This is a genomic window from candidate division KSB1 bacterium, assembly GCA_022566355.1.
In the GTDB taxonomy this organism is placed as follows: domain Bacteria; phylum Zhuqueibacterota; class JdFR-76; order JdFR-76; family DREG01; genus JADFJB01.
Map to the genome: position 1 here is coordinate 20089 of JADFJB010000059.1, position 6980 is coordinate 27068.

Consider the following 6980-nt stretch of genomic DNA (forward strand, 5'->3'; position numbering starts at 1 on the left):
CCCCAAATTATTATCTAAATGTCTCCGATTTTGGGGGTAACCAAAATTAGTCATCTGATTTTCTTGAGTGTAAACTTTAAAGGTTTCATGTTTTCCTCAAAATTGATCACCCGTTCACCGCCTTCGAGAACATAACCCTCTCGTCTTACTGAGATCTCTTTTAAACCCACAGACACCTTAATTTCTTTTGGTGTTACCTGACCAATGTCTTCGTTGTCTATATAAATTCTTCCCCAGGTTAGTTTTCCTTCCGAATCCTGAGAGAGAATGGTAACTGCCACCTTTTTGTTGAAATCGATTGGAATATCCAGGGTTTTGTCTTGTTGGATTTCTACTGCCTTTTGCCACGTACCCAAGGTCGGATGTACAACACTTATCTTATGGCGGCCAACTTGCAGCTCCATAGAAAACTGGGCGAAGGCGTCTTTTTTCTGTAGCCTGTCATCTATATAAATGGATCCAAACGGCCGCACCAGCATCTTTAATCCTCCGATTAAAGCGATCAGTTTTCCATTAGTCTGATTCACTTCGTTAGGTTCTAATGCTATGACAGTTTCGTAGTCTTCATACCCCTCTTTCCGCAGGATAATATTGTATGAACCAATTTTCTTGTTTTGTTGGTAAGGAGTAGTACCCTCAATCTGGCCATTCAGGATAATTGAGGCACCGGAGGGTTCTGAAGTAATGTCGATAGCGCCGGTTAACACAGCTAAATTTGCCTCAATGGGGGTCAATATATTTGGACGCACATTAATAGCTTGTGAAAAATCTTGATATCCCTCGAGGCTGACCATGACTTCATAATTGTTGACTGCCATATTTTTGTTCTTATAAGGGGTGTTTCCTACTTTTTTCCCATTTAACCACACCGAGGCTCCTGAAGGGTACGAGGTAACGATTAGTTCACCGACATCAACGGGGATTTCAATTAATTTTTCCCCTTTGTCGGCATTTGCAACCTCGGATTTATTATCGTCTCTTTGCCTGGCCGGTACAGTGAGTGAATCGCCATCTGGCGCCAGGGTTTCCGTGTTGGCATTTTTAGCTTCTGATGTTAGGTTAAGCGTTGCTTGTTTTACATCAGCAACAGAGCCAGAGATTTCAGCCTCATCTCCCTGCCTTAAATCCTGCCAATAGTACCAGCCTCCTACAAAGCCTGTGATAATTATGATAGCAGTCAAAGTATATAATAAAGTTTGGGGACGATTTCTTCCTACTTCAATGGATCTAGCAACCCCTGCTTTCTTTAGCTTACTCTCTATACTTTTTTCCGCTATTTTCAGTCCGCTACTTGCATCTTTATTTTGAGGTTCAATTTCCAGTATTCTCTTATACGTTTCAATGGCTTGCTCAAATTTTTTCTTGCCTAAGTACGCTTGCGCTTTCGATATTAGTTCATCAACCCGTTCTAACAGTTCTATCTTTTTTTGAATCTTTTCAATGAAATCAGCAGATTCTTTATGTTCAGGGTCTACGGAAAGAATCTGCTCGAACGCATTTAGGGCCTCTTTATATTTGCCATTTTCAAAATGGCCCCTTCCCGCAGTCAAAAGTTTGCTGATCTGGTGTACTTCTTCTTGTTTTTGTTTACATTGGTCAATTAAGTCAAGCAATTCTTGATCCTTAGGATCAAGAATTGATGCAGCTTCAAATCTTGATAAAGCATCGCTGTATTCCTTTGTATCAAAATAATCCTTGCCGTTTTCTATCAGCATTGCCAGTTCTGCTGACCGTTTCGATTGCGTTTTCTTAGCCTTAAAAAGCTGCTGATCAATATTTTCAAGATCATCCAATACTTCTTGCATGGAAGCATATCTGTCATTAACCTCCTTTTTTAGGGCTTTAGTTATTACCTGCTCAAGTTGAGAAGGGATTTTTGGATTCTGTTCAGTTACAGCAATTGGATTTTCGTTAACAATCGAATAAAGCATGGCCGCTTCGTATTCAGCTTCAAACGGCAATTTACCAGTCAAAATCTCGTAGATCAGCACACCGAACGACCAAATATCACTGCGGTGGTCTAAGTCAAGGCCTTTAACTTGTTCTGGTGACATGTATGGCAGTGTGCCTAGGGTGGTGCCCGGTGTAGTGATTTTTGTGCCACCTGTGAGCTTAGCAAGTCCAAAATCGACAATTTTCACTTGACCTTCGGTTGTGATAATGATGTTCGCTGGCTTGATGTCTCGATGGACGATGCTATGCTTATGGGCTTCAGCCAAACCGCTGGCGATTTGCTTAAGGACATTGAGACACTCTAAAATCTCCATTTTGTATTTGATACATTTTTCTCTTAAGTCTTCTCCTTCATAGTAGGCCATGCAAATGAACATCAGACCATCCTCAGTATCATTTATTTCATGGATGGTGCCAATATTAGGATGGTCAAGAGCTGATGCGGCCCGTGCTTCTTTCAAAAAACGCTTTTTGGCTGTAGTGTCGCGAGTCAAGTCAGGTGACAAAAACTTAAGAGCTACGACACGGTTTAGTGTGATATCCTTGGCTTTGTAAACCACTCCCATTCCACCCCCGCCAAGCCTTTCAATAATTTTAAAATGAGAAATTGTCTCGCCGGCAATCCGCCCAGTCAAAATCTTAATTGTTGCAGATTCTCTTTCCCTGTCTATCAATCTTTTAATATTTAAGTTTGCTTCTTTGTGATTCGGATCAATACGCAAGACTTCATTAAATTTCAGAATGGCATCATTGAGTCGATCCTGCTCTGCAAGCAAATGGGCTTCTTCTAGTAAATCTTTTGTCCTTCTTTCCTTTTGTGCTTTGTCAAGAACGGTTTCTAAATCCTTTAATAAATCAGAGCAATTATCATATCTTGAATCCACATTTTTCTCAAGACATTTTGATAGAATAGTCTGTATCTCATTTACTAGGCCGCTTTCCTTTAAGTCTATTTTTTCAGGTTCCTCGTGCAAAATTCTGTACAAAACGGTAGTATCATCTCCTTCAAATGGTTTTTTATAGGTCAAAAACTCATAGAAGAGAACCCCAAAGGAAAAAATATCAGACCTGTAATCAACAGCTATTCCTTTTACTTGTTCTGGTGACATATACCAGGGGGTGCCAATTCGCGTTCCGACCTGCGTCAGCAAAGTTTTGGTTTCAGAACCGGCAGACCCAGTATCGGGCTTGGCGATGCCAAAGTCAATAATCTTGACCCGGCCATTTTCCAGAATTTTGATGTTCTCGGGTTTAATATCTCGGTGAATGACTTTATTAGCATGTGCAAACTGTAACCCTTTGCAAATCTGTTTTGCACAGTCCAATTTTTGCTGAAGGTTTAAAGGTTTTTTTTCGTCGATTATCAGCCGCAGGTCAGGACCTTCCAAGTATTCCATAACGATGTAGGTTCTTCCGTCCACTTCACCAAAATCGTGGACGATCGTGATATTCTCGTGCATTAGCTTGCCCGCGATTCTAGCTTCCCGATAGAATCGAGCTTTAATTTCGGGGATCTCTAAAACTATTTCCGAAATAACCTTGATGGCGACGTAGCGTTCGATTAGTGGGTCATAGGCCTTGTATACGACCCCCATTCCGCCCTTGCCAATTTCCTCGAGTATCTGGTATTTACTAATCTTTTCCATTACGTGAATTAATATAATTATTGACCAATGGAATATTTTACGGGGTTATCATAAATGATAATGCTATTGCCTCATCGTAATCAGATTAATCATACTGCAACGACTTGTGATTTTTGGACAAGATGGTATCCCGACGTTAAATGACTTCGCAAGTGAGTTAAGTATGTTCTTTGTCAATTTTATTCCTAATTTTTTTTCAATGGCATCTAATTAACTTTATATGAATTATATATCCATCACTTCAGTAACATCTTTGCAACGATCATTTCTGAAGTCTAAAATAGTGGTGTTCAGAGGATTCGTTATTTATTTTTTTTCAACAATTACATATCTAAGAGATTTACAGAGGAGGATGACATTAAAATTCCTATTTAACAATTTCTACATAAAATGTTAACGTAGTTTAACATCAAATAATTGTTTTGTCAAGAGAAATTATATTTTATTGCATGGTAAGGTGAAGGTAAAAAATTAAAACAACTATTAATATTTATTAACTCCTAATTTTACAATAAGTTAAATACTTTATTGATTTGTATTTTAGAGACTTTTTTAATTAATATTCAGCGGATAGAGTTTATCCCCCCACGGCGGCGGCATAGCAGAAAACGTCGATGGTATTTTAATAAGCGATTCAAGAATATAAATCTATCAAGAACAGTTTCGCTTTTTAACCTTCAATCAAAAAGTTTCCGGCAAAGTGTAAGCAATCGTTTTCTGTCTTCGACCTTTTAATTCAACTGGGCCAAGCTTTATAGGTTTGAAAATTTCATCGATATGTTTCGCGGTCGTGTCGCCGAGAACGAAATCATACCCGCGTGCGCCGGCGACTGTATTGAGGTGAAAAGCCACGTTCACCGTGTCCCCTAATACAGTAAAATCCCTGGAGCCGCGTGCGCCAACGGTGCCAATCATTGCCTGGCCAGTATTTAGAGAAACACGGCAGTCCCAATCATAGGCGTACCCGTGCAGGCAATCCGGACTTTCTGAAAAAAACCGGGTCTCTTTTTTTAATTCAACCGCGGCTCGGGTTGCCTCAATCGCTAAAATCTTTGCGTTTAAATCCTCGCCGGGCCAAAAAGCCATGACACAATCTCCTATGTATTTGTCAACTTTGCCGTCATATTCACGAATAATTTGCGTCATTCTTTCAAACCAGGACTGCAGCGTTCTGGTAACATCTTCATAAGGTAAAAGTTCGCTGAGTTTAGTATAACCCACGATATCTGCTACCAGAACTGTCACGACGCAGGAAGTGGTTATTGGATCAAACCGCGTTCCCACAAGCTGCAAATTTGTTTTAGAGTCAATATCCGAAAGCAGTTCGATTTTTAGTTTTGCAGATCCAATTTCGACGATGTCTCCGGTTTCGAGCTTTACCGGAGTGGTCACCGGATTGCCGTTGACAAAAGTGCCGTTGGTGCTTTTCAAATCGCTCACCCGAAGAGATGAGGTCGATGATGTTAAAATTGCATGATACCGGGAGACGTTGGGAATGTCGAGAATCAACTCATTTGAAGCATCTCTGCCCATCCGGATGGTTTTTTCTTTATATACGACCATGTGCTCCGGAATAGTCACGTTCTGTGTCTGCCGGTATTCGACCAGGGAAATTGTCTTTTTTGCGCCGGGAATAACAATTCGCCCGCTGCCCGGTTTGGCCTCAACTAAAACGATAGCAAGTGGTTGTTCAGATTCCGTTAGATTCTCTGGTGACATTTATCAAATGAGTTTAGTATGAAAGCAATTTACAAATATATGATAAATTAGTCAAGAGAACTGCAAAAGAAGAGATTCGTTGCAAGGAAGTCTTTATGTGTCAGTCTGTTTTAATTATTCGTTCACAATGCCTTTTTTGTAGGTAGTAAAAACCTTTCGTCGTCAAGTGGTAAAGTATATCCTTAATCAATTTTATTCCAATCTTTTCTAAGAAGTAACTATTTAATTTTTTTCGAGCTATAGCTCCGCCACTTCAGTAACATCTTTGAACGATCATTTCTCAAGTCTATAATAGCGCTATTCAAGCGGATTATGAGCAGTTATACAAAGATTTTGTAGAAAAGAAGTTCTTTAAATGAAAAGCTTAACAAATAATCCATTTATCAAATTCTAAATAATTTTAAAACTTTGTTTATTTTGTATAACGAAACCTAAACTACTTTTTTGAGATCAAGAATATTTAAGCAATTATCTACTCGAAGATTACATAGCGCACTGGTCTTTATTTATTCTATTTTCAACAATTACAGGACCAAGAGATTTTGCAGAAGTTTAACATTAAATAATTGTTTTGTCAAGAGAAATTATTTTTTTTTGAATGGTTAGATGGATGTATATAATCAAAACAAATATTTATATTTGTTAACTCTCAATTTTACAATAAGTAAAATACGTTATTTATTAGCATTTTAGCAGGCCTATTATTTTGGGTAGTACTGAAAATTCTTGAATTGTTCTTATTATGCGTTTTCTTAAATGGCACCATAGGCTAACATCGCATCGGCTACTTTAATGAAACCGGCTAAATTAGCCCCTTTGACATAATTGATAGATCCATTCTCCTCCCCGTAAGTAACGCATTGTTGATGGATGTTTTTCAGACGTAATTCCAATTCTTCAGAAGTCCAGGCAAGGCGGATACTATTCTGAGTCATTTCTAAGCCTGAAACGGCAACACCTCCTGCATTGGAAGCTTTTCCTGGGCCATAAAGTAGTTTCGCGTTTTGAAATACTTTTATGCCATCTACAGTAGTTGGCATATTTGCACCTTCCGCGACTGCTTTACATCCATTATTAACCAAATCTTCTGCGTTCATTTTTTCGATTTCATTTTGTGTCGCGCATGGGAAGGCTAAATCGCAAGGGATCGTCCATGGTTTTTTACCGGCGTTGTATTCACAGTTATATTTTTCAGCATATTCTGAAATCCGACCGCGTTTTACCGTTTTTAGATCGATTGCATAATTGAGCTTATCCTCATTAATCCCATCAGGGTCATAGATAAAACCGGAAGAATCGGAAAGTGTAACAACTTTACCGCCTAATTGAATGATCTTTTGAGTACAATACTGGGCTACATTTCCTGAACCTGAAACCAGGCATGTTTTACCTTCAATTGAGTCCCCCTGGTTTTGAAGCATTTCTTCCATAAAGTAAGCACAGCCGTATCCCGTCGCTTCCGTTCGTATCAGGCTCCCGCCATACTCTAAAGATTTGCCGGTGAGGACACCGGTAAATTCATGGCTTAAACGCTTATATTGACCAAACATAAAGCTTATTTCCCTGGCGCCCACGCCAATATCTCCTGCGGGAATGTCAATGTTAGCGCCAATATGTTGAGACAATTCAGTCATAAATGCCTGGCAGAACCGCATTACTTCT

3 protein-coding genes are annotated in these 6980 nt (G+C 39.3%); all 3 read right to left on the reverse strand.

Going from position 1 to position 6980, the window contains the following annotated elements; translation table 11 throughout:
* Positions 1–50: 50 nt before the first annotated feature.
* Positions 51–3599, reverse strand: coding sequence for a protein kinase (locus tag IIC38_11635; GenBank protein MCH8126602.1), 3549 nt, complete (start codon positions 3597–3599; stop codon positions 51–53).
* 681 nt (positions 3600–4280) lie between these two features.
* A complete protein-coding gene (locus IIC38_11640) occupies positions 4281–5318 on the reverse strand; it encodes an FHA domain-containing protein (GenBank protein MCH8126603.1) in 1038 nt (345 codons plus the stop codon).
* 752 nt (positions 5319–6070) lie between these two features.
* Positions 6071–6980 (reverse strand): glutamate dehydrogenase (locus tag IIC38_11645; protein MCH8126604.1); only part of this gene is annotated, 910 nt, incomplete at its 5' end.